At 66.4% G+C, this 1466-nt stretch carries 2 protein-coding genes; both read left to right on the forward strand.

What is annotated here, in order from left to right:
• A partial coding sequence (locus BM419_RS31560; protein WP_091928777.1) for an IS66 family transposase occupies positions 1 to 1210 on the forward strand: 1210 nt, incomplete at its 5' end.
• Positions 1168 to 1437 (forward strand): hypothetical protein, encoded by a 270-nt coding sequence (locus BM419_RS31565; RefSeq protein ID WP_244540844.1) that lies wholly within the window; start codon positions 1168 to 1170, stop codon positions 1435 to 1437. The genes BM419_RS31560 and BM419_RS31565, both read left to right, overlap by 43 nt.
• Positions 1438 to 1466 lie beyond the last annotated feature (29 nt).

Genomic DNA, 1466 nt, shown 5'->3' on the forward strand with positions numbered 1-1466 from the left:
GAAGCTCGGCGAGGACGTCACCGAGACCCTGGAGGTGATCCCACGCCAGTGGAAGGTGATCCAGACGGTCCGGGAGAAGTTCACCTGCCGCGCGTGCGAGGCCATCTCGCAACCGCCGGCGCCCTTCCATGTGACCCCACGCGGCTTCGTCGGGCCGAACCTGCTGGCCATGGTGCTGTTTGAGAAGTTCGGTCAACATCAACCACTGAACCGCCAAAGCGAGCGCTACGGCCGCGAAGGCATCGAACTCTCCGTCTCGACGCTCGCCGACCAGGTTGGCGCGGCAACGGCAGCGCTGGCGCCGTTGCATGAGCGGATCGCCAGGCACGTGATGACGGCCGAAAGGCTGCACGCCGACGACACCACAGTGCCGATCCTGGCCAAAGGCAAAACCGATACGGGCCGGATCTGGACCTATGTCCGCGACGACAGGCCCTTTGGCGGCGCCGATCCGCCGGCGGCGCTCTACTTCGCCTCGCGCGACCGGCGGCACGAGCATCCGGACGCGCACCTCGCGGCATGGTCCGGCATCCTCCAGGCCGACGCCTATGGCGGCTACAACGGGCTCTATGATCCCGCGCGTCCGAGCGGACGGGTCACGTCGGCGCTGTGTTGGTCCCATGCCCGTCGCGGCTTCTTCGAACTCGCCGACATCGCCGCGAGCGCGCGGCGTAGCCCTGGCGCCGCGCCTGTGTCACCGATCGCCCTGGAGGCGGTTACGCGCATCGACGTGCTCTTCGCCATCGAGCGCGAGATCAACGGTCTGAGCGCCGACGCGCGTCGCCAGGTCCGACAGGAGCGGAGCCGCCCGCTCGTCGAGGACCTGCGCACCTGGCTTGGTGAGCAGCGCATCAGGCTCTCGCGCTCGGCGACCGTCGCCAAGCCGATCGACTATATGCTCAGGCGCTGGGACAGGTTTACCTCATTCCTCGACGACGGGCGGGTTTGCCTCACGAATAATGCCGCCGAGCGGGCGCTCAGAGGTTTTGCCCTCGGTCGAAAAGCATGGCTGTTTGCAGGCTCCAGCCGCGGCGCCGAGCGTGCCGCCGCCATGGCGACGCTGATCCAGACGGCAAGGCTTAACGATGTCGACCCACAGGTCTGGCTCGCCGACGTGCTGGCCCGCATCGCCGGGCATCCGATCCATCGACTCGACGACCTGCTGCCGTGGAACTGGTCCCCGCCGTCGACCAGGGCAATCGCAGCCTGACGATGCACATCAACAAGGTCCATGCCGTCAGGACCTTGGCGCTCGTCGCAAGGGAGCTCGGCGAAGATGCGGACTGGCTCGCCGATATCGCTACCGATCTGGAGCCCGAAGACGGGCTGATCTGGGTCTACGATCCGCAGTACCCTGACGGAACCATGGCCTTCTCAGACTTTGGTATCGAAAGTCTCCGTAACCTCATCGAAGTCCACCGCAGCGCGCCGAAATAGGACCCCCGCGGCCCACGCCGGATGAATAC

Origin of the sequence: Methylobacterium sp. yr668 (assembly GCF_900116245.1) — a bacterium.
Lineage (GTDB): Bacteria > Pseudomonadota > Alphaproteobacteria > Rhizobiales > Beijerinckiaceae > Methylobacterium.